The organism is Pusillimonas noertemannii (assembly GCF_003096595.1).
Classification (GTDB): Bacteria; Pseudomonadota; Gammaproteobacteria; order Burkholderiales; family Burkholderiaceae_B; genus Pusillimonas; species Pusillimonas noertemannii.
In genome coordinates this window covers 301,997-328,040 of sequence record NZ_QEKO01000001.1, presented here as the reverse complement: position 1 = coordinate 328,040, position 26,044 = coordinate 301,997, and the positions used below count along the sequence as shown (strand labels likewise).

Genomic DNA, 26,044 nt, shown 5'->3' with positions numbered 1-26,044 from the left:
ATTTCAAGCCTCATGGCAAGAGCCGCGGATACATACCAGTCATCGTTGGTTAATAGCTTTATTGCAACATTCTGAACATCCGCCCAACCTAGGGCTTTCCCTAATGCTTCTTTACCCGTATAATTCTGGCACTGCATTAATCATGTGTCGGCATTTTCATACAGCGCATCGCTGTGTCATAGCAGTTGACTGAACCTTCAGCACCCATGCCGAACACCATCGCTCCCTGACCCCCGAGCCTTTCGCCGCGTTCATTACAGCGCCGCACTTTTAGGTTGATTCGGTCGGCACGATGCTCCAATCAACCAGCGCTCCGGGCTCTTATCCAATCGCCCCCCGCTAAGTGTGCCGTTCGTTCGGCAAAGGTATCTTATGTCTTTCGAAACCCTGGGTCTCGATCCCAAACTGTTGTCTGCGCTTGTCAAAGCAGGCTTTACTTCGCCCACGCCCGTCCAGGAAGCCGCCATTCCCAAGGCCCTGCAAGGCCAGGACCTGATGGTCTCGGCCCAGACCGGCAGCGGCAAGACCGCAGCCTTCATGCTGCCCGCCCTTAACCGCATCGCCGGCATGCCCGCCAACAAGGGCCGCGGCGTGCAGGTGCTGGTTCTGACCCCCACCCGCGAACTGGCCATGCAGGTGGCCGACGCCACCAAGGCCTATGGCGCCCACATTCCCGACCTGCGCACCGCCGTCGTGGTGGGCGGCATGCCCTACGGCGCCCAGTTGAAGGCGCTGTCGCGCCGCGTCGACGTGCTGGTGGCCACTCCCGGCCGCCTTATCGACCACCTTCAGGCGCGCCGCGTCAATCTTTCCACCGTGCAGACCCTGGTGCTGGACGAAGCCGACCGCATGCTCGACATGGGCTTCATCGAAGACATCGAGACCATTGTTGCCGCCACGCCCGCCGACCGCCAGACCCTGTTGTTCTCGGCCACCCTGGACGGCACCATCGCCAAGCTTGCGCGCGACATGCTGAATGAGCCGCTGCGCATCGAAGTGTCGGGCCACAAGCAAAAGCACGACAACATTACGCAAAGCTTGCTGTACGCCGACGACGCCGGCCACAAGCTGCGCCTGCTCGACCACCTGCTGCGCGACACCAACCTTGACCAGGCCATCGTCTTCACCGCCACCAAGCGCGGCGCGGACGACCTGGCCAACCGCCTGGCCGACCAGGGCTTCTCGGCCGCATCGCTGCATGGCGACATGAACCAGCGGCAGCGCACCCGCACCCTGGGCCTGCTGCAAAAGCGCCGCCTGCAGGTGCTGGTCGCCACCGACGTGGCCGCACGCGGCATCGACGTGCAAGGCATCAGCCACGCCATCAACTACGACCTGCCGATGCAGCCCGAAGACTACACCCACCGCATCGGACGCACCGGACGCGCCGGCAACAGCGGCCTGGCCTTCACCCTGGCGACCCACTCCGAGCGCCACAAGATCCGCCGCATCGAGCACTTCATCGGCCAGCCGATTCCGGCCAATGTGATCGAGGGACTCGAGCCCACCAAGACAGTGCGCCCCACCTATACCGACCGCAAGGGTAAAGGCGGCAAAGGCTTTGGTGGCGGCTTCGGCGGCAAGGGCGGCAACGGCTACAAGGGTCGTGGCGGCTTCGGCGACAAGCCCGGCTATGCGGGCAAATCGCGCCATGAAGAAGGCTCCTCGTTCGGCGGCAAGCCCCGCTTCGAAGAACGCGCTGGCTATGCAGGCAAGCCCCGCTTCGACGAGCGCCCCGAGCACGCCGGAAATTCCCGATTCGAAGAGCGCTCCGGCTTCGCCGGCAAGCCGCGCTTTGACGAGCGCCCCGCCTACGCGGGCAAGCCTCGTTTCAGCGACAAGCCTGCGTACGAAGGCAAGCCCCGCTTCGGCGACAAGCCTGCGTACGAAGGCCGCGCCGACGGCGGACGCCCCGCGCGGCGCCCTGACGATCGCTTCGGCTCTGCCGACGGCTACAAGGGCCGCAGCGAACGCAGCGGCTTCGAGCACAAAGAAGCCCGCGGCCCCAAGGGCAACGGCGAACGCTGGACCTCGGCCAAGCCCCACGCCGCCCGCTCGGGCCACGCCGGCAAGCCCGGCCACGGCCCCGCCAAGGAAGGCTTCGGCAGCCGCAGCGCCCGCCCCAGCTTCGGCGGCAAACCCGCCGGCCACGGCAAAAGCCCCGCACGCCGCAGCGACTTCGCCTAACAGCAAAGATCGGCCCGCTAAGACAGCCGATTAAGCAAACCCCGGAAAGTTGAAGGCCTCTTCAGCTTTCCGGGGTTTTTTCATGGGCGGAACACTCGTTCACCACGCCAGGGAAACGCTGCCATCAAGCCGAGGGCGGCCGTCAATAGAGGAACAAGCGCGGACATAGCCGGCGCCACCTACCGGGCAACAGCGTTGATGTCCACTTCAAGAAGCATGTCGGGCCAGGCCAGGCGGCTGATGATCAGCAGCGTCTCGGCCGGCAGCCGCGCACCCGTCTTTTCAAAATAGGCGTCCCTGCACTTCGAGAACGCGGGAATGAAATCGGCGGAGGTAAGATAAACCGTCATCTTCACGATGTCGTCGGCATTGGCTTCATTGCGCTTCAGCGCCAGGTCGATTTTCTCGAACGCATAGGCGCACTGGCCCGCAATGTCATTCGGCGCCCGGATTTCGCCGGGCTTGCCCTCTGCCTCTTCAGCGCCAATGCCCGCAAGATAGATCAGGCGCGCATCCTTCGCGCCTTCGACCACCACAGCCTCGGCAAAGCGGCCCTTGGTCCACTCGCTGTAGTTATAGTGCTGTTTCACCAGCTCGTCGCGCGCGTAGCCCACCGTTGCCGCAGTCATTGCGCCCACCGCGAAAATGCCGAGCATGCATTTTTTGTAAGCACGCATTCCGTCCCCTCCTTTCGTAGTACACAAGCCCTTTTTGCACAATACCGCCCCCACGGCAAGCATAACAATGAGCGCCAGCAAAGCCCAGCTTTGGCCCCCAGGGGCCTTCGGGCCCCTGCCCCCGCACGCCGGCATGGCAAAGGCCGTAAGCCCATGCACCGTTACAAGCGCTCTTCCTAACGCGCCTCGGCTAGCCAACCACCAAACCAGTTACAAAAATACCCCCTGCCGGGACAGCGCTCGCGCCGGCTCCTATACTAGGGGTTATGGCAACACGTCTATCGACTACCCCATGAGACAACTCGCCAACCGCCCCTTGTTCCTGGCCGCCATTCTGGCGATTCCGTTATGGTTTGTGCTTGACAACTTCGTGGTGGCGGCAATGGTGGCCCTGCTGGTCGCCTTCCTTGCCGCCATGGTGAACTCGCTGCGCATCCTGAAGAAAGGCGAACAGCAACCCCAAGAACGCAGCAACGGCAACTGACGCACTACGACGATGAATATGGCACGAAACACCTCCGCTCCGGCCGGCCTTCCTTCGCTGGACATCGATTCGGCCTCGCATCTGCGGGCCATGCAAGACTATCTCGCCTACCGCATACAGGGTTCCGAGGGCGGCTTCATGCCTTTTGAAGAATGGATGCACCACGCGCTGTATGCGCCGGGCCTGGGCTACTATGCGGCCGGCAGCACCAAGTTCGGTAGCGAGGCGCCCGAAGGCGACTTCACCACCGGTCCCGAGCTTACGCCCCTCTTCGGCCAGGCGCTGGCCGGCCAGGTCGCGCAGATACTGGCCGCCAGCGGCACCAAGAACGTGCTTGAAGTGGGCGCGGGCACGGGGGCCCTGGCCGCCGCGCTCATCCCGGCCCTCAATCTGCTCGACATACGTCCCCAATACCAGATTCTCGAGGTCTCGCCTGAACTGCGCGAGCGGCAGCAGCAGCGGCTGGGCAGCCTGCACGCCAATGTGCAATGGCTCAAGGCGCTGCCCAGCGACTTCAAGGGCTGCGTGATCGCCAACGAGGTGCTGGACGCCATGCCGGCCGCCCTGTTCAGCTGGGACGACGCCGGCAACCTGCTCGAGCTGGGCGTCGGCCTTGAAAACGCCGCCGCGCAACAGGCAGGCGCAGACGCTCCCGCCGAAAGCAGCGAACCGCCGCGCTTCAATCTGGTCGGGCGCCCGGCCGACGAGCATCTGCAGGCGCTGATGTCGCGCCGCATGCCGCCGCTGCCCGGCTACCGCTCTGAAGTCAACGTCCAAGCCGAAGCCTGGATGCGGCAGTTGGGCACCTGGCTTAAAAAGGGCGCCGCCCTGCTGATCGATTACGGCTTCCCGCAGCGCGAGTTCTACCATCCCCAGCGCGCCGAAGGCACGCTGATGTGCCACTTCCGCCATCACGCCCATGCCGACCCCCTGCTTTACCCCGGCCTGCAAGACATCACCACCCACGTCGACTTCACCGCCATGGCCGACGCCGCCCTCGAAGGCGGCCTGGAAATCCTGGGCTACACTTCGCAGGCGCGCTTCCTGATGAACGCCGGGCTGATCGAGATCCTTACCGGCCTCGACCCGCACGACGCCGCCGGCTACGCCAAGGTGGTGGGGCCGGTGCAGAAACTGCTGTCCGAAGCCGAGATGGGCGAGCTGTTCAAGGTCATGGCCGTGGGCCGAGGCCTGGATGTGCCCCTCATGGGGTTCACCAGCGGCGACAGGCGCGATCGGCTCTAGGTTCGCCGCTTTACATACATAAAACGCTTTACACAGAGAACACAGCAGCGGCATCGGCATGCATTCGCCATGCCGATGCAAAGAAAGCCAAGCGCCGCAGCGGACACAAGACGGCAAAGGGAAGGGAGATGCAGGAACGCAAGGGAATAGACGGCCTGGCCTTTGGCATGATGGCCGTGCTGTGCATGATCTGGGCCTTCCAGCAGATTGCCATCAAGGCCGCCGCCGTCGACGTGGCGCCCATGCTGCAGCTGGCCATACGCTCGGGCGTGGCCGCCGTGCTGGTGTCGCTGCTGATGGCATGGCGCCGCGAACCTCTGGATCTGGCCGACGGCAGCTGGCGGCCCGGCCTGCTGGTGGGTGTGCTGTTCGGCCTTGAGTTCATCTTCCTGGGCGAAGGCCTGCGCTTTACCACCGCCTCGCACATGGCGGTCTTCCTGTACTGCGCCCCCTTCATCGCCGCCATCGGCCTTCACTGGAGGCTGCCCGAAGAAAAACTGGCAGCGGCCCAATGGTTCGGCATTCTGGTGGCCTTCATAGGCATAGTCGTCGCGCTTACCGGGCGCGAAGCCGGCGAGTCCACGCCCAACGCCAGCAATATGCTGCTGGGCGACTTCCTGGGCCTGCTGGCCGGCATTGCATGGGGCGCCACCACCGTCGTCGTCCGCTGCTCGCGGCTTTCTCATGCCTCGGCCACCAAGACCCTGCTGTATCAATTGGTGGGCGGCTTCATCATCTTGTTCGGCTCGGCCGCCGCATCGGGCCAGTTGGGCTTCCGGCCCACCACGCTGGCCATAAGCAGCGTGCTGTTCCAGTGCATCGTCGTTGCCTTCTTCAGCTTCCTGGCGTGGTTCTGGCTGCTGCGCAAATACCTCGCCTCGCGCCTGGGCGTGTTCTCTTTCATGACTCCGCTGTTCGGAATCTTCTTCGGCGTGTGGCTGCTGAACGAGCCGCTCGACCCCAGCTTCCTGTTCGGCGCCGTGCTGGTGGCCGTGGGAATTGTGCTGGTCAGCGGGTATTCATGGATACGGCAAATTCTTGCACCGCCCAAAAAAAGTCTATAGAATCGCCGACAGTAAATCGCTCCCCCGTCTTTCACTATAAAGTGAAATATTTCACAAAAAGGCGATAGAAGGCGATAACGTCCAAAGCGGGCGCAATGCCACGACAGGATGATGGCCGCATTCGTTCAACTGTCACGGCATGCCCCACCACAAATAGTGAAATATTTCATTTATTGGAGGAAAGGATGGAGAAGACATTAGTGGCGGACGGCAGCAGCCAAGCCGCCGAAGCGGCCCTAGACGACAAGGCCGAGGCCCGCCGCGAGCTTGCACTGATATCCGCCCGGCTAGAGCGGCTGCCGTTTTCTCGCTGGCACGGAAAGGTTCTGGCCACCGTGGCGACGGGGCACCTATTCGACGCATTCGATGCCGTCACCATTGCATTCGTGCTTCCGGTGCTGGTGGTGCTGTGGAACATGACACCCGGCGAGGTGGGGCTGCTGATTTCCGTCGGCTATCTGGGCCAATTCATCGGCGCGCTACTGATGGGGTCGGCCGCCGAGCGGTTCGGACGCCTGCCCACCTTCCGAGTCTCCCTGGTGATCATCGCGCTTTTCAGCTTCAGTTCGGTATTCGCCTGGGGCCTGGGGATATTCTTGGTGTTCCGTTTCATGCAGGGCATCGGCCTGGGCGGAGAAGTACCCGTGGCCGCCACCTACATGAACGAACTCAGCCCCGCCAAGAACCGCGGACGCATCATCTTCACACTGCAGTCGGGCTTTGCGCTGGGCACGATGGTTACCGGCCTCATCGCTGTGTGGATCATTCCCAAGTACGGCTGGCAATCCATGTTCGTCGTTGGTTCGCTGCCTATCATCCTTGCCGCCATCCTGCCCCGCTTGGCGCCGGAATCGCCGCGTTGGCTGGCGGCGAACGGCCAGATCCGCGAGGCGGACCGCATCGTTACCCAGATGGAAAACCGCCTGTCCAGCGAAGCGCGCGCCAAGCTGCCCCCGCTCGAAGTGGTTACCCCTCCGCTGCGCAAGCGCCCCTCCTTCGGCCAGCTGTTCAATGACGGCCTGGCGGCGCGTACCGTGGGCGTCTGGATCATCGCATGCTGCACCTCGCTGACCGGCTACGGGCTCATCGCGTGGATGCCCACGCTTTACCGCACGGAGTACCAGTTGCCTGTGGAAACAGCGCTGCGCTATGGCATGATCAGCAACGCCGTGGGCTTCATCGCCATCTTCATCGGCGTTTTGCTGATCGACTACATCGGGCGGCGTCTCACGTTCATGCTGGGCTTCTTCGGCTCTGCCGTTCCCATGCTGTACATGGCCTATGTCGGCACGGCCCTGCCGGCGTTCCAGGTCATGGTGTATGCGTCCATCAGCCTGATGTTCATCACCTTCCTGCTTGGCGGGCTCTATGTGTACGCGCCCGAGATCTATCCCACGCGCATACGCGCCACCGGCGCTGGCGCGGCCAGCGCATGGCTGCGCATAGGCTCCATCATCGGGCCGGTCATCGTCGGCGCTCTGCTTACCCATGCCAGCATCCATGCGGTGTTCGTCCTGTTCGGAGGCGCCGCCATCCTGGGCGGCCTGGCCGTCCTGACGTTGGGGCTGGAAACCAAGGGCCGGGCGTTGGACGAGATCGCGTCATAGTCCTGGAACACCGTTCAGGCAGGCCCGCTCCGGCCTAGGCAGTCTTCAACCCGGCCCATAGGGAGACAACGGATATGGGCCTATTCATTTCAACGGCACAATGAGCATCAATATCCCAACCCATCAAGCGCCGCGACGTCTGAGGCTGGCCGTCGACATCGGCGGCACGTTCACGGATCTGGCCGCCTTTGACGATGCCGGCAGGCAACTGCTGTTCGGCAAATCGCTTTCCACGCACGACAACCTGGTGCAGGGCATCCAGGACACGCTGGACATTGCCGGAGTCCAGTTCAAGGACGCCGAACTCTTCCTGCATGGCTCCACCATCGTCATCAACACCCTGCTGGAGCGCAGCGGTGCGCACACCGCCCTGCTCGTAACCGAAGGCTTTCGCGACATCTATGAGATCGGCCGGATAAATCGCCCCGATGCCTACAACCTGTATTTCTCCAAACACGAACCGCTGGTCCAGCGCTCGTTGCGGTTCGAGGTGGAAGAACGCCTGCTGGCCGACGGCACAGTGCACAAGACGCTGAATGAGGAACGCGTGCGTGATATCGCGCGCGACCTGAAAACGCGCGGCATAGAAGCCGTTGCCGTAATCCTGCTCCACTCGTACAGCAACGACGCCCACGAAAAGCGTGTGAAGCAGATCCTGCAGGCAGAGCTTCCCGATGTCTTCGTTACCGCATCCCATGAGCTGTCCAAGGAGTACCGCGAGTTCGAGCGCGCCTCCACGGTGGCCGCCAATGCCTATGTGGGGCCCCGCGTCCAATCCTATCTCGGTCTGCTGGAATCCCATCTGGAAAGCAGCGGCTTCGGCGGCAATTTCTATACCGTGCAGTCAACCGGCGGACTGTACCCAGTGGCCGAAGCCAGGCAGCATTGCGTACGCATGCTGGAATCGGGTCCGGCGGCCGGGGTCATCGGCGCCCAGGCGGTCTGCGCTCAACTGGGCCTGAGCCATGCCATCGCTTTCGACATGGGGGGCACCACGGCCAAAGCGGGCGTCATCAACTCCGGCGTGCCGCTGACCACCGGCAGCGCCCTCATCGGCGGCTATGCCAGAGCCCTGCCCATCCAAATACCCATGATCGACATCTTCGAGGTCGGCACCGGCGGCGGCAGCATCGCGGCGCTGAGCGAAGGCGGTGCGATGCGCGTCGGACCGCGGAGCGCGGGCTCCATGCCTGGCCCCGCCTGCTATGGACGGGGCGGAGAGCAGCCCACCGTCACGGACGCCAACCTGCTCCTGGGCCGGCTGGACCCCAACCATTTCCTGGGCGGCAGCATGAAGCTGGACGAGGCTGCCGCCACCCGGGCCGTACAGCAGCATATCGCCGAGCCGCTGGGCCTGGACACCATGGCGGCCGCCGACGGGATACTGCGCATTGCCGCCACGGCCATGTCCTACGCCGTCAAGGGCGTCACCACGGAAAGAGGGCTGGACGCCGGCGCATTCACCATGATCGTATACGGCGGGGCCGGCCCCCTGCATGCGTCGGCCATCGCCCGCGAACTCGGCATACGGCGCGTCATCATTCCCTTCTCGCCGGGCCACTTCTCGGCCTATGGCATGCTGTTCAGCGACTTGCGCTACGACTATGTCCGCTCCTGCTTCCAGCCGCTTTCCTGCGAATCGCTGGAAAGCATCGAGGCGCTGTATCGCGACATGGAGCAAGAGGGCCTGGACGCCATCGCGTCCTCGGCGACGCGGCCGCAGTCCACCGAGATCAAGCGGTTCGCAGACATGCGCTACGTCGGGCAGGAGCATGCAGTCACGGTGGAATTGCCACGGTCGTACTTCGAGGGCCGTGATACCGATGCCATCAAGCGCGCTTTCGACGACGTCCACCTGCAGCGATATGGAACCTGCGCGCCGCAGGAATCGGCCCAGATCGTCAGCGTCAGGATATCGGCGGTCGGCAAAATGCCCAGGCCGCCCCAGGACAGGTGCGAGGAAGAAAGCGGGCAAAGCGCGAAGTCGGCGCTGGTCCGACGCAAGAAAGTCTTCTTCGGCTCGGGGGGCTTCCTGGACACGCCCATCTACGACCGCAGGCTTCTGGAAAGCGGCAATCGCATCGACGGTCCCGCACTAATCGAAGAGCATGCCTCGACCACCGTCGTGTGGCCGGCCGACCACCTTTTGGTCGACACCTTCGGCAACCTGGACATCACAATTGGAGAGCAGCAATGACCGTGGAAACGCGCAATGTCGACCCCATCACCGTCGAACTGGTGCGCAATGGGGTGCTGGCCGTCACGGAAGAGATGAAGACCAATCTCATGCGCACGGCCTACAACATGATCATTTACGAAGCCCTGGATTTCACTGTGGGCCTCTTCACGGCCGAAGGAGAGACCGTGTCCATAGGCCTGGGCCTGCCCATGTTCATACGCGGCATGTCCGAGACCATCAAGGCGAAGATCCGCCATTTCGGCATCGAGAATATCCATCCCGGCGACATTCTCGTCACCAACGATGCTTACATCACGGGCAGCCACCTGAACCACGTCACGTTCACGCTGCCCATCTTCCACCAGGGCGAACTCGTGGCGTTTACCTGCTGCATGGCGCACTGGCTGGACATCGGCGGCTCCATGGGCCATGTCACCACCGACATCTATTCCGAAGGCCTGCAGATACCCATCCTCAAGTACCAGAGCGCCGGCGTGGTCAACCAGGATCTACTGGACATCATCGCAATCAACGTCAGGCTGCCCGACCTGGCCATGGGAGACCTGCGGGCCCAGATCACGGCCGTGACGACCGGCGAGCGGCGCTTCCTGGAGCTGGTCGAACGCTATGGCAAGAACGAGGTTCTGGCCGCCATCGACACCATCATGGACCATACCGACGCAGCGGCGCGGGCGGCTGCGGTCAAGATTCCCGACGGCACCTATGAAGCCGAGTCCTACATGGACGACGACGGCGTCAACGAGGGCGTGCCCATTCCCATACGCGTGCGCGTAGAAGTGAAGCAGGGCCTGGTCACCATCGACCTGTCGGACGTCAGCAGACAGGTGGGGGGGTTCTATAACTCGGGCGTCACGACCGGTATCGCCTGCGCCCAGGTAGCCTATAAATGCCTGACGACACCGCAATGGTATCCAGTCAACGATGGCAGCTTCCGTTCATTGAAAGTGATCATGCCCGAAGGCAGCGTCATCAGCGCCACGCGGCCGGCGCCCATGCGCTGGTGGATGACCTTTCCCATGACCGTCATCGACACCATCTTCAAGGCGATGGCCCCCGCCCTGCCCGACCACGTCATCGCCGGGCACCACGCTGACCTCGTCGTGGCCACCCTGCATGGCCTGTCACCCAAGGACGGCCGTTTCTTCATTGCCAGCATCGGGCCGCTCGGCGGCGGCTGGGGAGCCAAATCTACCGAAGACGGCGTCTCGGTGACGGTCTGCATCAATGACGGCGATACCCACAACAGCCCCTCCGAGCAGATCGAAGCCAAGTATCCGATACTGGTCGAGAAATACGCACTGCGCCAGGACAGCGGCGGTGCCGGCCGCCACCGAGGCGGACTGGGCGCCGAACTGGTGGTGCGAGCGCTGGCCCCCCTGTCCTTCAACACCTCGATCGAACGTGCTCATTGTCGGCCTTGGGGGCTGGACGGCGGCCGGGAAGCCGCGGGCAACTCCGTCGGTATCCGGGTCGACGGAACATGGCAGGACAACCTGCCCAACGCCAAGGTCGCCCACCAACGCCTGAAAAAGGGCGATGCCCTGGCATTGCGCTCGGGAGGCGGCGGCGGATACGGCGACCCGCGCGAACGGCCCGTCGAAAAGGTTGCCTTCGACGTGGCTGAAGGCTACATAAGCCCAGAGGCCGCGCGACGCGACTATGGTGTCGCCATCGACGCCAAAACGGGCGCCGCCGAGCGGATCGACATCAACCTGGCCGACGCCTGAGACACCGCACATAAACTCACTCAGGAGCAGAGACATGACATACAAGCTATTGAGCTACCACGCCGAAAACGGCATCGTCGCGGGCATACTTGTCGGCGACCGCATTTTCCCCGTTGCCCAGGCACTGAACGATCCTGCCATGCGGTCGACAATGGACGTGCTCGAACAATGGCGCGAAGCTCGCCCCAAGCTGGCCGCCTTCGCCAAGACCGGCCCCGCAGGTGGCCTGCCACTGGCCGAAGCACGGCTCGCCGCACCGATCCCCCGCCCTCCCGTCATTTACTGCGTGGGCGCCAACTACAAGGACCACGTCGAGAACATGGCTCGAGCCACGGGAGTGAAGCTGGACACCAACCCCCAGGCAAGTGGCCAGAAACCCTGGTTCTTCATCAAGTCCCCGGCCAGCGTAGTGGGAACCGGCGAGAAAATCCGCCTGGATTCCACCAAGCTGGACTGGGAGGCCGAGCTGGCCCTCGTGGTTGGAGTACGCAGCAGGGGCCTGACGCAGGACAACGCGCTGGAATGCATTGCCGCCGTCGCCAACGCCAATGATCTCTCCGCACGCGATTACATGTTGCGCGAAAAGCAAGACATCAGTTCACCCTTCAGATACGACTGGATAGGCCACAAGAGTTTCGACGGCTCCTGCCCCATGGGGCCCTGGCTGATGCCCATGGACGACGTGTCGGACGTGCAGGACCTGCCCATTCGGCTGTGGGTCAACAACACGCTCAGGCAGAACTCGTCCACCGGCAACATGATCTTCACCGCCGCGGAACAGATCGCCTATCTGTCCAACCGCTTGACGCTGCATCCCGGCGACGTGATCCTGACCGGCACACCTGCAGGCCCAGGCGCCGAGACGGGGGAATTCCTGAAATCCGGCGACGTCGTGCGCGTCCAGATCGGGGATCTGGGCGAGCTGGTCAACACCATCTCATGACTCTATTCGATCCGGGTACATGTGAAATGAAACAAGCGGCGCGCCATTACAATGGGCCCATTCCTCCAACCCGGATATTCACAGATGATCAGTTCTGCAATCGCACGCGGGCGGCCCAAACGCAAGAAGGGGGAGCCCGTCGGCATACAAACCGTCGAGACCGCGATGGAAGTGCTCGACATCATCGCCCAGGAAGGCTCGGCCATCGGGCTCAGCGAGCTGTCCCGCAAGACAGGCCTGATTCCAAGCAAGCTGCACCGCTACCTGGTCACACTGACCCGTTACGGCATGGTCAAGCAATCTGTCATCACCGGCATGTACGACCTGGGCGCTACAGCATTGCGCATCGGCCTGTCCGCTCTGAACCGCCACGATGCCATGAGCAGCGCCCAGGAAGTGGTGGGCGCCATCACGGCCACCACACACAGCACCGTGGCGCTATACATCTGGACAGACATCGGCCCGACGCTGGTACGCCTGGAGCTCGGCTCGCCACCGCCCCCCGCCGTCCCCAGGGTGGGTGCCGCGCTGCCGCTGGTGCACTCGGGCACGGGACGCGTCTTCCTGGCTCATTTGCCGGCGGCGCGCACCGCCGCGCTGCTGCGCAAAGAGCGAACTGCGGCCAAGGCGGACGGGTTGACTTTCCCCTCCGAGGCCAGCCTCGCGCAAGTGTGCGCCGACATACGCGCCAACGAGATCTACTGGACCCGGGACGCCGTGCTGCCCGGCACGGTGGGCGTGATGGCAGTTCTGCGCAAGCCGAGCGACCCATTATGCGTGATAACCGCTGTCCTGCCGCCCGGCAAGGCCGGCGACAAGCGCAAAGAGCAGGTGGCTGGCCAATTGGTAGCGGCACGCAACATGCTCCAAAGAGAGTGCGGCCTGGACATGGACGCCCCGGCGCCAGGCACGAATCCTCCATAGGCGCCAGGGTTGGATCGGCCCGCCGTAGCGTGCCAGGACGGGCATGAGGAAGACGAACATGGCAGACCGGCACGAACCCCGCTCCACCGAGCTTGACAAACGCATTCAACGGCTATGGAGCACCGCAGGCAAGAACATGTGGCACGGCATGTCGTGCCGGTGCTGCGGCGGCGGCATGTTCACCATGAACAGCAGCGTGCTGGAACTGGACTTGCTCGATTACCTGGCCGACAAATATCAAAACGAGGGGCTGGCTCCCTTGAGCGCGGCGATCAACGACTACACGTGCGGGCAGCCACGCGGGCTACCTGCCTGGCTGCTTTCGCTGGAGCGGGAGGGCACGCTTTCCGATCTTCTGCTCGACAGGCTGAAGAACGACGTCGCGGATCTGCTGGAAAACATGCAATCGGGCTCCCGGTTTTAAAGGGCAGCTTTGCCGGCTAGCGATGCTTCTCGGTCAGTGCCGAGAAGATCGGCCCAGGAACGGGCCCGGTCTCAACTAAAGGCATGAACGCTATCTTGTGCGCTTCTTCCCGGTTCAGAGGCGTGTCCGCGTACTGGAATAGCGGCTATGGCGTAGCGCCCACCACCACTTAGCCAGGCAGCCGAACAGTCACTTCGATTTCAATCAGCAACCCCGGCACCGCCAGGCCCGTTACGCCGATAATGGTCTGGGCCGGATGCTCTGTGCTTTGCTGAACCTCTTCGATCGCTGCCGTAATCACCTCGTACTCGGTGGGATGAAGCGTATAGATGGTGCGGCGGACAACGTCTTCCCACGAAGCATTCACAGCCTTCAGCGCCAGCTCGACATTGCGCATGGCCGCCTGGGTTTGCGCCCCCAGGTCGTCGCCGCCAACCACCGAGAAATCAGGGGCCAGCGCAACCTGCCCGGCAATATAGGCCATGGTGCCTGGCTCGGCCACAGTAATGTGGCTGAAGCCCGGCGCCGGGTGCAGCTGGGAAGGATTGATGAGTTTTCGTGCCACGGCTGTCTCCTTGGGCGTTATGAACGTTATGAATTATGGTTGGAAGCATAGATAGGCATCTAAGCCCAGCTTGGCTCTTTTTGCAAGCCCGGGCGCTGCGCCGATAAGCCGGGGCCGAAAAAGGCTCGCAAGCCCATGCGCTGCGCCTGGTGTCTTCAGCTCAAGGCATCCAGCCGCACCTGCCTTAGCGCGGCCTTGATCTTCTCGGGCTTGCCGCCTGCCTCCTTGGCCACGGCGCCGGCATCGATGGCGCGCACGGCGTCCAGGCGCCGGCGCCAGGCGGGGATGTCTACATGCCGGGCCACGCACTGCGCCGCCTGCAGCAAGTTCACAAAGCGCTGCGGCTTGCGCAGGCCGTCGTTGCGTTCGATCAGGTCGAGCCAGGCTTCTACGCCCCCATGCGTCGCGTCCGGCGAAGGCGCTTCGCCCTCAGAGCGCGGCGCGCGTGCTGAATCGCCATGTTCAGCCAGCTCCTGCAAGGCCTCGACCAACGCCGGCAGCAGCCGGGCGTAGTCTATGCACTCGCTGGGTGCGCGCACGTGGCGGCCGATGTGCTCGGGGTCGGGCGACTTGCGGCACAGCAGGGCGAAGCGCTGCGGCAGTGTCAAGCCGGCGTCGACGGCGCACTGCAGCTGGCCAGCGATTTCTTCATCGAACACCAGGCCGGGCATTACGCGCTGCAGCGCGCCCGCCTGCTGCAATACCTGGAACATGCGGGCGGGGCTGCCGGTTTGCAGGCCCTTGGCCACTTCGCGCCAGACACGCTCGGGCACCAGGGCGTCGACCTCGCCTTCATCGACAAGGCGGCGGCACAGCGCCATGGTTTCAGGGGCTATGGAAAACGCGCCGAAGCGCGCCGCAAAGCGGGCCAGCCGCAGCAGGCGCACCGGGTCTTCGGCAAACGCCTCGCCCACGTGGCGCAGCACCTTTTGCTCGATGTCGCGGCGGCCGCTCCAGGGGTCGACCAGGCTGCCGTCGGGCGCCCGGGCAATGGCGTTGACAGTAAGATCGCGGCGGCGCAGGTCGTCTTCAAGGGTAACGTCGGGGCCGGTATGAAAGGTAAAGCCCTTGTAGCCCCGGCCCGATTTACGCTCGGTGCGCGCCAGGGCGTATTCTTCTTTGCTGACCGGGTGCAGGAACACGGGGAAATCACCGCCCACCGGCAAGAAGCCCCGGGCGGCCATTTCTTCGGGCGTGCTGCCCACCACCACCCAGTCGCGATCACCTGCGGGCTGGCCCAGCAGTTCGTCGCGCACGGCGCCGCCCACCACGTAGACCTTCAGCCCCTGTATGGCCGGATCCATACGCACAAGCGCCGCCGTCAGGGCAGCGCCACCTGACGCGCCGCCTGCGGCGAAACCGTGCCCAGGCGCTGCTTGAGCGATTGCGATTGCCCGGTGAACATCATGGAGTAGTAGACCGCGTTGGACATGACGTGCTTCACGTACAGGCGAGTTTCGGTAAACGGTATGGTTTCGGCGAACACGGCGCCCTCGACCGTGCCGGTAAGCTTGGAGCGCCATTGCACCGGCCGCCCCGGACCCGCGTTGTACCCGGCCGTGGCCAGCAACTGCGAGCCATCGAGCTTCTGCAGCACCATATCGAGATAGCTGGTGCCCAATATGGTGTTGGTGTCGAAGTCGTTGACCGAAGAGGGGGTGAAGTCGGTCATGCCGATTTTCTTGGCGACCCAGCGCGCCGTGGCGGGCATGAGCTGCATCAGGCCCGACGCCCCCACGTGCGAGCGGGCGTCGGTGATAAAGCGCGACTCTTGCCGGATAAGGCCGTACACCCAGGCCGGGTCAAGGTCGATCAGGCGGGCCTTTTCGGTAACGCGGCCCTCGAACGGCGCCACGAAGCGCTGGGAAAAGTCGATTTCGTCTTTGGTGCGCAAAGAGGTGTTCACCACGCGGTCGTAGATCTGCTCGTAGCGCGCCAGCTCGGCCGCGGCGCGCAACTGGCGGTCGTTCATGCCACGCAAGGCGAAGTTCCATTCGGGCACTGCTTCGGGGCGCCAGCCCAGGCGGAACAGCTTGATGGCGCGCTGCAGGTCGGGGTTGGCCTGGGCCTGGTCGAATTCGGCCTGGGTAACGGGCACGGGCGCGGGGGGCAGGCTTAACGGCTCGCCCAGCTCTTCGACCGCCAGCTGGCCGTAGAAGCTGAGCTCGTTGCGCAGCGAGGCGTAGAACTTGCGGGCGGTGCCGCTGTCGCCCTGCCCGGCCATGGCCCGCCCGCGCCAGTACACCCACACGGGCTCGGCCTGCTGCTCGGCCGTCATCTTGAGTATGGCGCGGTCGACTTCCTTCCAGTTGATGGGGGTTTGCCTGAGTTCAGAGCGGACCTCCCAGGCGTGGTTGTAGTCGGTCATGGGTGCCGAGCCCGAACGGCGGTACCAGCGCACTGCCTGCGCTTCGACATTCAGGGCGGCGATCAGGCCAAACTGCCCCCACACCCATTGCATGTCTTGCCGAGCCACCTTGGTGGCCCAGTTCTTTTCAATATAGGATTCGGCCTCGACGCGGTCTTTGCCGCGCGCCAGACGCGACAGCGCCAGCGTGACGAGCTCGCGCTGCTCGCGCGTGGCGGGCGCCTTTTGCGTGCCCAGCCATTTGCGCGGGTCTTTCATCAGCGCGGCATACGAGCGCATGTGCGCGCCGTCGAACATCAGGGCGGCCATGCGCTGGGCATTGCCCGTTTTGCTGGTTTCAAGAATGGCGCGCAGCTCGAACTGCAGGGCGCCCCAGCCCACCACCTTGTGCTCTACAAGCTGGTCGAGCATGCTCCAGCAGGCGCTTACCGGCTCGAAGGCCTCGATGGCCTGCCGCTCGGTTACGGCCTGGCCGGTAAGGTGCTGGGCCATGAGGCGGGAGCAGTCGACCGAGGCGTTGCTGTTCACGACCGGCCCCAGCTGGTTCACCGTGGCGTAATCGCCGGCGCGCGCCGCGGCCACGATCCAGTCGGCCTTGATGCGGTCGGCAAGATAATCGTCAGAGTTGGTGGCCATGAACTGCTGAAGCTCGGCCTGGGGAATGGGCAGCGTGGGGTTGTTGACGCGCTGGCGCAAGGCCCAGTATTGCGCGTACGAGCCGACCAGCGGCGTGGCGCTGGCGGTGGGTATCAGATCGTCAAGCCGCGACCACTGCTTTTTTTGCATGGCTTCGCGGGCGTCTACCAGCGCCTGCTCGGCGATTTGCGGCGGAACCCTCGGCGCGGAAGGCGCCATGCTGACAGTGCCCGAGGCTGCGCCCGGGGCAGCCGCCGCGGCGGACGGCGACAACTGGGGCGCGGGCGTTACCGCCGCCTGTGCAAGCACAGGGGATTGGGCTGCCGAAGCGGCGGGCGCCTCGGCGCCCGCACAACCCGTAAGCCCGCCGAACAAGGCCAGCCACGCGCCCAGGGCGGGCAGCCCGCGCATGCCGGAAATGTTCCGGGATTTCTGATACCGTTGACCCTTTACCAACATACTTGCCGAACTCCGCCAGAAACCGTCATGAGCAACAGTATAGAGAATAAATCCGCCGCCTTGCGGACGAAACTGAAACAGCTTCGGGCGGCGCAGAACCCCACGGACACGCGGCGCGGCGCCCTGCTGATGCGCGGCCGCCTGTTTACCTGGCTGGCCACTTCGCGCGCCGAGCTGGCCGAGGCCGGCAAGCCCGTTCCCAAGCATATCGCGGCCTTCTGGTCGCTTGAGCAAGAGCCCGATCTGCGTCCCCTGCTTTCCCAACTGGTCGAAGAAGAAGGCATCACCGTTTCACTGCCCGTGGTAACCGGCGACGACGCGCCGCTGCAGTTCCGGCTATGGACACCCGATACGCCCATGGTCAAGGGCGCCTTCGGCATTGAAGAACCGCAAGGCCCCCAGGCGCCGGCGCCCGACATCATCCTGGTGCCCACCCTGGGCTTCACCCGCCAGGGCGACCGCGTCGGCTACGGCAAGGGGCACTACGACCGCACCCTGGCCGCGCTGCGCGACCAGGGCCACCGCTTTGTCAGCCTGGGCATCGCCTGGGCCTGCGGCGATCTTTCCGGCACCGACTACCAGCCGGCCCCGCACGACTTCCGGCTTGATGCCATTCTTACCGACAAAGGCTGGCCCGTCCCCGCCCCCAAGCTGCTCGACCGCGCCTGAGCAGCCCGACCGCGCCGAGCAGCCGACCGCGCCCGAGCCCACGCGCACCGCCCGTTTTTTCGCAGCGGCGCTCAACCCGCGCTGCTCAGGCCAGCCCGCAAGCCGGCGCCCCCCAAGCACCAACGCCGGCATGAGCCGGCGTTGGCGATACTGATCTGCAGACGCGGCTATCAGGCCGCTTCAACCGAAATATTGAGGTTGCGCGTAATCGCCAGGGTGGTGTCGGCGTTGTTCAGCGTGTAAAAGTGCAGGCCGGGCGCCCCCTGGTCGAGCAGGGTCTGGCACAGGCGGCTGACCACCTCTTCGCCGAAGGCGCGGATAGAAGCCTTGTCGTCGCCGAATTCGGCCAGGCGCTGCCGTATCCAGCGCGGCACTTCGGCGCCGCACATATCTGAAAATCGCAGCAGCTGCGCACTGTTGGTAATGGGCATGATACCCGGCACAATGGGCACGCCCACCCCGCGCGCCGCCGCCTGCTCGACAAAGCTGAAATAGGCGTCGGCATTGAAGAAATATTGCGTGATGGCGCTGTTCGCGCCGGCCTGCACCTTTTCAACAAAATGCCCCAGATCGGCCGCCGCATTGCGCGCCTGCGGGTGCATCTCGGGGTAGGCCGCCACCTCGATGTGGAACCAGTCGCCGGTGGTTTCGCGTATGAAGCGCACCAGCTGGCTGGCGTAGTGGAATTCGCCGGTGTCGCCGCCCATGCCCGACGGCAGGTCGCCGCGCAGCGCCACGATGCGCCGCACGCCCTGCCGCTTGTAGGCCTGCAGGATGTCGGCCAGGTCTTGCGCCGAGGCGCCGATGCACGACAAGTGCGGCGCGGCATCGAAGCCCAGCTTCTGCATGATGGCCACCGCGTCGGCCGTGCCCGCGCGGGTAGAGCCGCCGGCGCCGAACGTAACACTGACGTAGCCCGGCTGCAGCGCCTGCAGCTGCTTGGCCGAACGGATGAGTTTTTCTTGCGCCGCGTTATCGCGCGGGGGAAAGAACTCTAAACTGACCAGAGAACTCATTTAGGCGATCACTCGAGAAAGCAGGCCGGAAATAATGCTGTACACCAGCGCGCCCAGCATCGCCCACCAGAAGCCGTTTACATGGAAGCCCTTCAGCACCGAACCAGCGAACCAGAACACCAGCGCATTGATGACCAGCAGGAACAAGCCCAGCGTGACGATCGTTACCGGCAGGGTCAGCAGGATAAGCACCGGCTTGACCAGCGTGTTGAGCAGGCCCAGCACCAGCGCCGCGATCAGCGCCGACCAGAAAGAGGCCACCGTGATGCCTGGCAATATGTAGGCGACGATCAGCAAAGCAACCGCGTTCAAGATCCAGATAAGCAGAATTTCCATGGTCGAGCTCCTGTAGGCCGGGCGCTGGCGGCGCGCAAGCAGGCGCGCCCGCCCGGCGGTTGAACAGCTTAGTAGCGGTAATGGTCGGGCTTGAAGGGGCCTGCCACAGGCACATTGATGTAGTCGGCCTGCTCTTGGCTAAGCTCGGTAAGGTGCACGCCCAGCTTCTTCAGGTGCAGGCGCGCCACTTTTTCATCAAGATGCTTGGGCAGCACGTAGACCTGGCCCTTGGCGTAGGCATCGCCCCGCGTAAAGAGCTCGATCTGCGCAATGGTCTGGTTGGTGAACGAAGCCGACATCACGAACGAGGGGTGGCCCGTGGCGCAGCCCAGGTTCACCAGGCGGCCCTTGGCCAGCAGGATGACGCGCTTGCCGTCGGGGAAGATGATGTGGTCGACCTGGGGCTTGATCTCTTCCCATTGCAGGTCTTCAACGCCGGCAACGTCGATTTCGTTATCGAAGTGGCCGATGTTGCAGATAATGGCCTGGTCTTTCATGCGCTCCATGTGCTGGCGCGTAATGACGTGGTAGTTGCCCGTGGCGGTAACGAAAATGTCGGCCTTGTCGGCGGCCTCGTCAAGCGTAACCACCTTGTAGCCTTCCATCGATGCCTGCAGGGCGCAGATGGGGTCGACTTCGGTCACCCACACTTGGGCGCGCAGCGCGGCCAGCGCCTGCGCGCAGCCCTTGCCCACGTCGCCAAAGCCGCACACCACGGCAACCTTGCCGGCCACTATGACATCGGTGGCGCGCTTGATGCCGTCGACCAGCGATTCGCGGCAGCCATACAGGTTGTCGAACTTGGACTTGGTTACCGAATCGTTGACGTTGATGGCCGGAAAGGCCAGCTCGCCCTTTTTGGACATCTGATACAGGCGGTGCACGCCCGTGGTGGTTTCTTCGGTAACGCCCTTGATCTCGGCCAGGCGGGTGGAATACCACTTGGGGTCTTCGGCCAGCTTGGCCTTGATGGCGGCGAACAATACGCGCTCTTCTTCGCTGCCGGGCTTGGCCAGCACCGAGGCGTCTTGCTCGGCGCGCGCGCCCAGGTGCAGCAGCAGCGTGGCGTCGCCGCCGTCGTCGAGAATCATGTTGGCGTGGCGGTCTTCGGGCCATTCGAAGATCTTGTGCGTGTACTGCCAGTAGTCTTCAAGCGTTTCGCCCTTGATGGCGAACACCGGCGTGCCGCTGGCCGCGATGGCCGCGGCGGCGTGGTCTTGGGTAGAGAAGATATTGCACGAAGCCCAGCGCACTTCGGCGCCCAGCGCCACCAGGGTCTCGATGAGGACGGCGGTCTGGATGGTCATGTGCAGGCTGCCCGCAATGCGCGCGCCCTTCAAGGGCTGGGCGGCGGCGTATTCTTCGCGGGTGGCCATCAGGCCCGGCATTTCGGTTTCGGCAATGGCGATTTCGCGGCGGCCCCAGTCGGCCAGCGAGATATCGGCAACGATGCAATCAGAGAAAGTGGTGTCGGCAACAGTGTTCATGGAGATTCCCAGTAAACCCGTGCAGGACAAAGAGGCCGGAACGGCTTGGCTCATCTTCGCCCGCATGCGGGAGATGATGAGCGCCGTTGAATGCTGATGGTTCCTGAGCCTAGCGGGGCAGCGAACGCCAGCTTGGCCCGCCTGCGCCCGTCGCAGCGCTCCTCAGGAAGAAGTGGGTTAATTGTAGCCGATTTAATGTGCCGGCCAAGCGATTCTGCGGCGTCAGTCGAGCGCCGGGCCATGGGCCCGCGCATGCCGCCTTATTCAATAAAGCGCGCCCGGCCCGCCAGCAGGCCCGACCACATCGCCCCCAGGATCAGCAACATCATGAACGCCGCCACGGCGTCCCAGTTGCCCGTGTATTCGTGCAAAATGCCGACGATAAGCGGCGCCACGGCGGCGATCATATAGCCCACCCCCTGCGACATGCCCGATATCGCCGCCGCCACCTGCGGGTTGGGCGAACGCAGCACCAGCAGCGCCATCGCCACGGCAAACATGCCGCCAAACCCCAGCCCGAACACTCCCGCCCAAATGTAGACGGCGCTGGTCGACCCATAAACCAGGCCCAGAAAGCCCGCCCCCACCAGCGCCATGAATACAAAAATGGCCGGCCGCTGGTCGCGCCCGCGCGTGGCGATCCATGGCCCCGTAATAGAGGTGGTAAGTTGGATGCTCATGAGCGTGGCCAGCACAAAGCCCGCATCCAGCGAGCTAAGCCCGCGATCGATCAGTATCAGCGGCAGCCAACCGAAGATGCAATAGGCGATGGCCCCCTGCGTGCCCATGAAAAGCGTTACCTGCCAGGCCAGCCAGTTGCTGCGCAGGCGGGGCACCGCCACCGGCCGCCGGGCGCTGAAGGCCGGCTCGCCGCGAACCTGCGGCACCCAGACCAGCGCGGCCAGCACGGCAGGAATGGCCCAGAACCCCAGTGAAAGGCGCCAGTCGCCCAGCCATTGCTCCATGGGCACGGTAACCCCCGCCGCCGTGGCCGCCCCCGCCGCCAGGGCGGTGGAATACAGGCCCATCATCAACCCCGCATTCACAGGAAAGTGGCGCTTGATGATGCCCGGCAAAAGCACCATGACCATGCTGATGGCCAGCCCCAGCAGGAAAGTGCCCACGAACAGGCCCGGCGACCCCAGGTTGCTGCGCAATACAATGCCGCCCGTCAGCAAGAGCAGGCTGAACAAAATAAGGCGCTCGGCCGACTGCAGCTTTAGCAGGCGCGGCGCAAACGGCGCAAACACACCAAAGCACAGCACCGGAAGCGTAATCAGCACCCCCAGCGCCGTCGCCGACAGCCCCAGACTCGTGCCGATGGAATCAATGACAGGCCCCACGCTGATAAGCGCCGCCCGCAGGTTCATCGCCACGTACACGATCGTGATCAGCAGCAGCGCCTGCGCCAGGCCCTTCTTGCCGCGCTCGTGGGCGGGCGGCTGTGGCTTGGCGGCTTTCTGGCTATTGGCCTCTGACGAATTGTCGAGCATGGGCCTGGTCCCTCTTTCTTCAGCTTTCTCCAGCCACGAAGTGTGCCACATATTGGTGCGGCACACGCTGGGGTGCAGACAGCTTGGTGTAAGCTGAATAAGGCTCTTGGCCAAGAAAGTCGGCCCTCAATTATTACGCCTCGGATACCCCTCACTGGTGATCCGCTTCCAGACCGCCCGCTTTTCTTCTTCAGAGAAAAACACCCAGTTGGCCACTTCCATCACCGTGCGTCCGCAGCCCCGGCAGACGTCGTCGTACAACGTCGAGCACACCGCCACGCAGGGCGAATCGCGCTCGTCCGGGTTGTACGACGGGTCGGACATTACGCGGCCTTTTTAAGAACCTGCACCTTATCGGTGGCTTCCCACGAGAACTCGGGCTCGGCGCGGCCGAAGTGGCCGTATGCCGCCGTTTTGCCGTAGATGGGACGCAGCAGGTCGAGCATATTGATAATGCCCTTGGGGCGCAGGTCGAAATGCTCGCGCACCAGCATGGAGATCTGGTCGTCAGAGATGACGCCCGTACCGTTGGTGTTGACCGTGATATTGATGGGCTCGGCCACGCCGATGGCGTAGCTGATCTGCACCTGGCACTGGCGCGCCAGGCCCGCCGCCACAATGTTCTTGGCCACATAGCGCGCCGCATAGGCCGCCGAGCGGTCGACCTTGGAAGGATCTTTGCCCGAGAACGCCCCGCCGCCGTGCGGGCATGCGCCGCCGTAGGTGTCGACGATGATCTTGCGCCCTGTAAGGCCGCAATCGCCTTGCGGGCCGCCGATCACGAAAATACCCGTGGGGTTGATCATGAACTTGGTCTTGGCGGTAAGCAGGCCATCGGGGAAGCTGGGCTTGATGATTTCTTCAATAACCGCTTCGCGGATGTCGGCCTGCGAAATATCGGGCGAATGCTGGGTGGAAAGCACCACCGTATCGACCTCGACCGGTTTGCCATCGACATAGCGGAAGGTAACCTGCGACTTGGCGTCGGGGCGCAGCCAGGGCAGGCGGCCGTCTTTGCGCAGTTCGCTCTGGCGCTGCACCAGGCGGTGCGAATACCAGATGGCCGCGGGCATGAGGTCGGGCGTTTCATCGCAGGCGTAGCCGAACATCAGGCCCTGGTCGCCCGCGCCCTGGTCCATATTGGCCTCGGGGTTGCGGTCGACGCCCTGGGCGATGTCGGGCGATTGCTTGTCGTACGCCACCAGCACCGCGCAGCCCTTGTAGTCGATGCCGTAGTCGGTGTTGTCGTAGCCGATGCGCTTGATCGTGTCGCGCGCCACCTGGATGTAATCCACATTGGCGGTGGTGGTGATTTCACCTGCCAGCACCACCAGGCCCGTGTTGGTCAGGGTTTCGGCGGCAACCCGCGCATACGGGTCTTGCGCCAGGATGGCGTCGAGGATGGAGTCGGAGATCTGGTCGGCGACTTTGTCGGGATGGCCTTCGGAGACCGATTCGGAAGTAAAGAGGAAATCTTTATTGGTTACCACAGCGATTGCGTCCTATGAGCCGGCAAGCGGCTCGTTGAAGTTGAACGAAACGCGTTGCACCCTAAGGCTTGGACTGGCTTGCTATGTGGGCGCGACGCTTTAGCGGTATTTGAACGGCGCGGGCAAGCCCATGCCGTTATCGCTCCGCAAGTTGTCGGTTAACTCAGCGATGACTGGCATTTTAAGCGAAAATACGGCCTTGGGCCTGTTCTCAATACTTGTAAAAGGGTTATAAGCTTTTCATGCTCCTGACCGTATTCCGTTTCCTGGCGTGGCTGCCGCTGCCTCTGCTGCACGCGGTCGGCCGCCTGGCGGGGCGCATAGCCTACGCCAAGCCGGGCAAATACCGCCAGCGCATACAAAGCAATGCGCGCCAGGCCGGCTACAGCGATCCGGCCTTTGCCGGGCGCGCGGCCGCCGAGGCCGGCGCCATGATCATGGAGCTTCCAAAGGTATGGCTGCGCAGCGAGCAAAGCCTAGCCAGGACAAGCAGCGATGACAACGCGGTGGTCGAGCAGGCCCTGGCCGAGGGCAAGGGCATACTCTACCTTACCCCCCACCTAGGCTGCTTTGAAATCGCCGGCCGCTACCAGACATTGCACGGCCCCATCACCGTCATGTTCCGTCCCCCGCGCAAAGAGATCCTGGCGCCCGTCATGGAAAGCGCCCGCAACACCTCGGCCCTGCGTGCCGTGCCCGCCACCATGCAAGGCGTGCGCGAATTCGTGCGCGCGCTCAAGCGAGGCGAAGCCGTGGGCATGCTGCCCGACCAGGCCCCCGCCCAGGGCGAGGGCGTATGGGCGCCCTTTTTCGGCCGCTCGGCCTACACCATGACACTGGCCGGCAAGCTGGCCGCGCAAACCGGCGTGGCGGTCATTCTGACGGCGGGCGAGCGCCTGCCGCGCGGCAAAGGCTGGCGCATCCATTACCTGCGCCTGCCCAGCCCCTTCCCCACCGACCCGCTTCAGCAGGCCACGCTAATCAATCAAACAATGGAAAGCCTCATACGCCGCTTTCCCGAGCAATATCTATGGAGCTACAACCGCTACAAGACCCCGGCCGGGGCGCCTCCCCCGCCCGAAATGGTCAACGTGGCCGATGCGCCCGGCGCGGCGGGTTAAGGGGCAACGCCGCATGAAATTCAACAAGAAAGGCCTGCTTACCGCCGTGTTCTCGTACTTCGGGCGCTGCGGTACCGCCACGCGGCTGCGCTGGGGGCGGGCGCTGGGCTGGCTGGCGCCCCGCATACTGGGCTCGCGCGCGCACATCGTGCGCACCAACCTCGAACTCTGCTTTCCGCGGCACAGCCCCGAACAGCGCGAAGCCTGGCTGCGCCGGCACTTCCAGCTGCTGGCCCAGTCGGTGGTAGACCGCGGCCTGCTGTGGTTCGGCACGCGCAAGCGCATCGAGCAAACCATTTCCATCGAAGGGCTGGAGCACCTGCAGGCCCTGCTCGACGCCAGGCAGCCCATCATCTTGCTGGCGCCGCACTTCATAGGCCTGGACGCCGCCGCCACCCGCCTGACCCTGTTTCTTGAAACCTCGGCCACCCTGTACACGCCGCAAAGCGACGCCGACGTCGACACTTTGGTGCGCGAAGGACGCGGGCGCTTCAACACCGTGCACCTGATCAGCCGCCGCGACGGCGTGCGCGGCCTGATCCGCCAGCTGCGCAACGGCGTGCCCGTGTACTACCTGCCCGACATGGACTGGGGCACCGAAGGCGCCGCCTTCGTGCCCTTCTTCGGCGTGCCCGCCGCCACCCTGCTGACCACCGCGCAAATCGCCAAGACCTGGCAGGCCGCCGTGGTGCCCATCGTCAGCCGTCTTGATATCGAGACGGGCGGCTATCATGTCGAAGTCATGCCGCCCATTGCCGACTTCCCCGGCGAACAGTCGCTCGAAGACGCCACCGCGCGCCTGAACAAGCTGATCGAATCCTGGGTAGAGCCCGACCCCACGCAATATTATTGGGTGCACAGGCGCTTCAAGACCCGCCCCCCCGGCCAGGAACGGCCGTATTGACCTTCAACGATTGCTGCT

At 63.9% G+C, this 26,044-nt stretch carries 23 protein-coding genes and 1 riboswitch; of the genes, 13 read left to right on the top strand and 10 right to left on the bottom strand.

From position 1 onward, the window contains the following. Window positions 1-372: 372 nt before the first annotated feature. A complete protein-coding gene (locus C7440_RS01515) occupies window positions 373-2,187 on the top strand; it encodes a DEAD/DEAH box helicase (RefSeq protein ID WP_116517214.1) in 1,815 nt (604 codons plus the stop codon). 179 nt (window positions 2,188-2,366) lie between these two features. Here the strand turns inward: C7440_RS01515 and C7440_RS01510 are convergent, their stop codons facing one another. Next, window positions 2,367-2,864 carry a RidA family protein gene (locus C7440_RS01510; RefSeq protein ID WP_165832408.1) on the bottom strand — a complete coding sequence of 166 codons (498 nt, stop codon included), beginning with the start codon at window positions 2,862-2,864 and terminating at the stop codon, window positions 2,367-2,369. Between the two features lie 292 nt (window positions 2,865-3,156). Here C7440_RS01510 and C7440_RS01505 point away from each other — a divergent pair, with 292 nt between their 5' ends. The 9 genes from C7440_RS01505 to C7440_RS01465 all read left to right on the top strand — a co-directional run bounded on the left by C7440_RS01505 (window position 3,157) and on the right by C7440_RS01465 (window position 13,482). Next, window positions 3,157-3,348, top strand: coding sequence for a hypothetical protein (locus tag C7440_RS01505; protein ID WP_017522464.1), 192 nt, complete (start codon window positions 3,157-3,159; stop codon window positions 3,346-3,348). Between the two features lie 12 nt (window positions 3,349-3,360). Beyond that, window positions 3,361-4,593, top strand: a complete 1,233-nt coding sequence (locus C7440_RS01500; RefSeq protein ID WP_116517212.1) for a class I SAM-dependent methyltransferase — start codon at window positions 3,361-3,363, stop codon at window positions 4,591-4,593. A 128-nt stretch (window positions 4,594-4,721) separates the two neighbouring features. Next, complete coding sequence (locus C7440_RS01495; protein WP_116517211.1) at window positions 4,722-5,657, top strand: DMT family transporter; 936 nt, start codon at window positions 4,722-4,724, stop codon at window positions 5,655-5,657. 185 nt (window positions 5,658-5,842) lie between these two features. Next, the gene (locus tag C7440_RS01490; RefSeq protein ID WP_165832407.1) at window positions 5,843-7,264 is read left to right on the top strand and encodes an MFS transporter; all 1,422 of its coding nucleotides are present in this window, start codon (window positions 5,843-5,845) and stop codon (window positions 7,262-7,264) included. Between the two features lie 100 nt (window positions 7,265-7,364). Next, a complete protein-coding gene (locus C7440_RS01485; protein WP_116517209.1) occupies window positions 7,365-9,461 on the top strand; it encodes a hydantoinase/oxoprolinase family protein in 2,097 nt (698 codons plus the stop codon). Then, the gene (locus C7440_RS01480) at window positions 9,458-11,191 is read left to right on the top strand and encodes a hydantoinase B/oxoprolinase family protein (protein ID WP_116517208.1); all 1,734 of its coding nucleotides are present in this window, start codon (window positions 9,458-9,460) and stop codon (window positions 11,189-11,191) included. The genes C7440_RS01485 and C7440_RS01480 overlap by 4 nt, the downstream gene beginning before the upstream one ends. A 34-nt stretch (window positions 11,192-11,225) precedes the next feature. After that, on the top strand, window positions 11,226-12,134 hold the full coding sequence (locus tag C7440_RS01475) for a fumarylacetoacetate hydrolase family protein (RefSeq protein ID WP_165832406.1): 909 nt from the start codon (window positions 11,226-11,228) through the stop codon (window positions 12,132-12,134). Between the two features lie 84 nt (window positions 12,135-12,218). Next, complete coding sequence (locus C7440_RS01470) at window positions 12,219-13,058, top strand: IclR family transcriptional regulator (protein ID WP_165832405.1); 840 nt, start codon at window positions 12,219-12,221, stop codon at window positions 13,056-13,058. A 58-nt stretch (window positions 13,059-13,116) separates the two neighbouring features. Further along, window positions 13,117-13,482 (top strand): hypothetical protein, encoded by a 366-nt coding sequence (locus C7440_RS01465; RefSeq protein ID WP_116517205.1) that lies wholly within the window; start codon window positions 13,117-13,119, stop codon window positions 13,480-13,482. A gap of 169 nt (window positions 13,483-13,651) precedes the next feature. On the opposite strand, the gene C7440_RS01455 is transcribed toward C7440_RS01465, so the two are convergent. The 3 genes from C7440_RS01455 to C7440_RS01445 form a co-directional block, all read right to left on the bottom strand. Next, window positions 13,652-14,047 (bottom strand): RidA family protein, encoded by a 396-nt coding sequence (locus C7440_RS01455; protein WP_116517204.1) that lies wholly within the window; start codon window positions 14,045-14,047, stop codon window positions 13,652-13,654. Window positions 14,048-14,202: 155 nt separating this feature from the next. Continuing rightward, a complete protein-coding gene (locus C7440_RS01450; protein ID WP_116517203.1) occupies window positions 14,203-15,351 on the bottom strand; it encodes a tRNA nucleotidyltransferase/poly(A) polymerase-related protein in 1,149 nt (382 codons plus the stop codon). Window positions 15,352-15,368: 17 nt separating this feature from the next. Then, window positions 15,369-17,462: a lytic transglycosylase domain-containing protein gene (locus C7440_RS01445; protein WP_116517202.1), complete on the bottom strand. Its 2,094-nt coding sequence runs from the start codon at window positions 17,460-17,462 to the stop codon at window positions 15,369-15,371. A 75-nt stretch (window positions 17,463-17,537) separates the two neighbouring features. On the opposite strand from C7440_RS01445, the gene C7440_RS01440 reads away from it, so the two are divergent. Then, entirely contained in the window at window positions 17,538-18,179 is a 642-nt protein-coding gene (locus C7440_RS01440; protein WP_116517201.1) for a 5-formyltetrahydrofolate cyclo-ligase, read from the top strand. A 170-nt stretch (window positions 18,180-18,349) separates the two neighbouring features. Here the strand turns inward: C7440_RS01440 and metF are convergent, their stop codons facing one another. The 6 genes from metF to metK form a co-directional block, all read right to left on the bottom strand. After that, entirely contained in the window at window positions 18,350-19,195 is an 846-nt protein-coding gene (gene metF, locus C7440_RS01435) for a methylenetetrahydrofolate reductase [NAD(P)H] (protein ID WP_116517200.1), read from the bottom strand. Then, window positions 19,196-19,531: a phage holin family protein gene (locus tag C7440_RS01430; RefSeq protein WP_116517199.1), complete on the bottom strand. Its 336-nt coding sequence runs from the start codon at window positions 19,529-19,531 to the stop codon at window positions 19,196-19,198. It abuts the gene before it with no gap. Between the two features lie 68 nt (window positions 19,532-19,599). Next, entirely contained in the window at window positions 19,600-21,018 is a 1,419-nt protein-coding gene (gene ahcY / locus C7440_RS01425) for an adenosylhomocysteinase (protein ID WP_116517198.1), read from the bottom strand. A gap of 71 nt (window positions 21,019-21,089) precedes the next feature. After that, a riboswitch (S-adenosyl-L-homocysteine riboswitch) is annotated at window positions 21,090-21,188 on the bottom strand. 90 nt (window positions 21,189-21,278) lie between these two features. Further along, window positions 21,279-22,511 (bottom strand): CynX/NimT family MFS transporter, encoded by a 1,233-nt coding sequence (locus C7440_RS01420; protein WP_116517197.1) that lies wholly within the window; start codon window positions 22,509-22,511, stop codon window positions 21,279-21,281. Window positions 22,512-22,637: 126 nt separating this feature from the next. Next, complete coding sequence (locus C7440_RS01415) at window positions 22,638-22,835, bottom strand: DUF1289 domain-containing protein (protein ID WP_026068001.1); 198 nt, start codon at window positions 22,833-22,835, stop codon at window positions 22,638-22,640. Next, window positions 22,835-24,001, bottom strand: coding sequence for a methionine adenosyltransferase (metK, locus tag C7440_RS01410; RefSeq protein WP_116517196.1), 1,167 nt, complete (start codon window positions 23,999-24,001; stop codon window positions 22,835-22,837). The genes C7440_RS01415 and metK overlap by 1 nt, the downstream gene beginning before the upstream one ends. 242 nt (window positions 24,002-24,243) lie before the next feature. Here metK and C7440_RS01405 point away from each other — a divergent pair, with 242 nt between their 5' ends. After that, window positions 24,244-25,122 carry a lysophospholipid acyltransferase family protein gene (locus tag C7440_RS01405; RefSeq protein ID WP_116517195.1) on the top strand — a complete coding sequence of 293 codons (879 nt, stop codon included), beginning with the start codon at window positions 24,244-24,246 and terminating at the stop codon, window positions 25,120-25,122. Window positions 25,123-25,135: 13 nt separating this feature from the next. Beyond that, on the top strand, window positions 25,136-26,026 hold the full coding sequence (locus C7440_RS01400) for a lysophospholipid acyltransferase family protein (protein WP_116517194.1): 891 nt from the start codon (window positions 25,136-25,138) through the stop codon (window positions 26,024-26,026). The last annotated feature ends 18 nt before the right edge of the window (window positions 26,027-26,044 follow it).

Coding starts and splice junctions, on each gene's coding strand:
- C7440_RS01510 (WP_165832408.1), bottom strand. CDS start 2,864: ATGCGTGCTTACAAAAAATGCATGCTCGGCATTTTCGCGGTGGGCGCA.
- C7440_RS01415 (WP_026068001.1), bottom strand. CDS start 22,835: ATGTCCGACCCGTCGTACAACCCGGACGAGCGCGATTCGCCCTGCGTG.
- C7440_RS01475 (WP_165832406.1), top strand. CDS start 11,226: ATGACATACAAGCTATTGAGCTACCACGCCGAAAACGGCATCGTCGCG.
- C7440_RS01480 (WP_116517208.1), top strand. CDS start 9,458: ATGACCGTGGAAACGCGCAATGTCGACCCCATCACCGTCGAACTGGTG.
- C7440_RS01405 (WP_116517195.1), top strand. CDS start 24,244: ATGCTCCTGACCGTATTCCGTTTCCTGGCGTGGCTGCCGCTGCCTCTG.
- C7440_RS01495 (WP_116517211.1), top strand. CDS start 4,722: ATGCAGGAACGCAAGGGAATAGACGGCCTGGCCTTTGGCATGATGGCC.
- C7440_RS01430 (WP_116517199.1), bottom strand. CDS start 19,531: ATGGAAATTCTGCTTATCTGGATCTTGAACGCGGTTGCTTTGCTGATC.
- C7440_RS01440 (WP_116517201.1), top strand. CDS start 17,538: ATGAGCAACAGTATAGAGAATAAATCCGCCGCCTTGCGGACGAAACTG.
- C7440_RS01515 (WP_116517214.1), top strand. CDS start 373: ATGTCTTTCGAAACCCTGGGTCTCGATCCCAAACTGTTGTCTGCGCTT.
- metF (WP_116517200.1), bottom strand. CDS start 19,195: ATGAGTTCTCTGGTCAGTTTAGAGTTCTTTCCCCCGCGCGATAACGCG.
- C7440_RS01490 (WP_165832407.1), top strand. CDS start 5,843: ATGGAGAAGACATTAGTGGCGGACGGCAGCAGCCAAGCCGCCGAAGCG.
- C7440_RS01465 (WP_116517205.1), top strand. CDS start 13,117: ATGGCAGACCGGCACGAACCCCGCTCCACCGAGCTTGACAAACGCATT.
- C7440_RS01505 (WP_017522464.1), top strand. CDS start 3,157: ATGAGACAACTCGCCAACCGCCCCTTGTTCCTGGCCGCCATTCTGGCG.
- C7440_RS01485 (WP_116517209.1), top strand. CDS start 7,365: ATGAGCATCAATATCCCAACCCATCAAGCGCCGCGACGTCTGAGGCTG.
- ahcY (WP_116517198.1), bottom strand. CDS start 21,018: ATGAACACTGTTGCCGACACCACTTTCTCTGATTGCATCGTTGCCGAT.
- C7440_RS01450 (WP_116517203.1), bottom strand. CDS start 15,351: ATGGATCCGGCCATACAGGGGCTGAAGGTCTACGTGGTGGGCGGCGCC.
- C7440_RS01400 (WP_116517194.1), top strand. CDS start 25,136: ATGAAATTCAACAAGAAAGGCCTGCTTACCGCCGTGTTCTCGTACTTC.
- C7440_RS01470 (WP_165832405.1), top strand. CDS start 12,219: ATGATCAGTTCTGCAATCGCACGCGGGCGGCCCAAACGCAAGAAGGGG.
- C7440_RS01445 (WP_116517202.1), bottom strand. CDS start 17,462: ATGCGCGGGCTGCCCGCCCTGGGCGCGTGGCTGGCCTTGTTCGGCGGG.
- C7440_RS01500 (WP_116517212.1), top strand. CDS start 3,361: ATGAATATGGCACGAAACACCTCCGCTCCGGCCGGCCTTCCTTCGCTG.
- C7440_RS01420 (WP_116517197.1), bottom strand. CDS start 22,511: ATGCTCGACAATTCGTCAGAGGCCAATAGCCAGAAAGCCGCCAAGCCA.